This window comes from Rhodococcus sp. T9N, from assembly GCF_024436645.1.
Taxonomy (GTDB): domain Bacteria; phylum Actinomycetota; class Actinomycetes; order Mycobacteriales; family Mycobacteriaceae; genus Rhodococcus_F; species Rhodococcus_F qingshengii.
Window position 1 is genome coordinate 1 of the sequence record NZ_JAMSKS010000077.1, and the last position, 543, is coordinate 543.

The following is a 543-nucleotide window of genomic DNA, read 5'->3' on the forward strand; positions in this document are numbered from 1 at the left end:
CGGCCTGGTAAAATTCAGGTATCACTTCACCTCCACCGCAACAGCTTTCGGCATCACTGCGGCCGGTTTGGCGTTCGCAGGTTTCCTGACATTGACCGCGCTCTCGGATGTTCTCGAGCGCCATCCCGGAACGAGGAACTCATGAGCGACATCACCGCGAGCATTGCGAAGGCGATCCAAGTGGAGACCGGCGGAAACGTCGAGGGAAAAATCCCCGAGTGGTGGGCGGAGTTGATCGGCATGGTTCTGGCCGAACTCCAGTCGGCTGGCCGTCTCGTTCCAGCCGGCGGTATGGCACTCACCGCCGAACGTCTCACAGAGTTGATCAAGCACGCCCCGGCTCCGAACGATGGGGACTACAACGACGGCTACGTTGCCGCTCTCACAGACCTCCGCGACGCCCTGTTCCCGGCAACCGAACACGCCGAGGACGCCCCTTGCGCTATATGCAACGTCAACGAGACCAACCATGCGGGGGTCAGCTACTACCACCCATTCACCACGGAACTTGGTCCGTTCGATGACGAGGGCAACGACAGGCCC

At 61.1% G+C, this 543-nt stretch carries 1 protein-coding gene; it reads left to right on the forward strand.

What is annotated here, in order from left to right:
- Positions 1–141: 141 nt before the first annotated feature.
- Positions 142–543: hypothetical protein (locus tag M1L53_RS33095; RefSeq protein ID WP_261949523.1), on the forward strand; the 402-nt coding region annotated here is incomplete at its 3' end.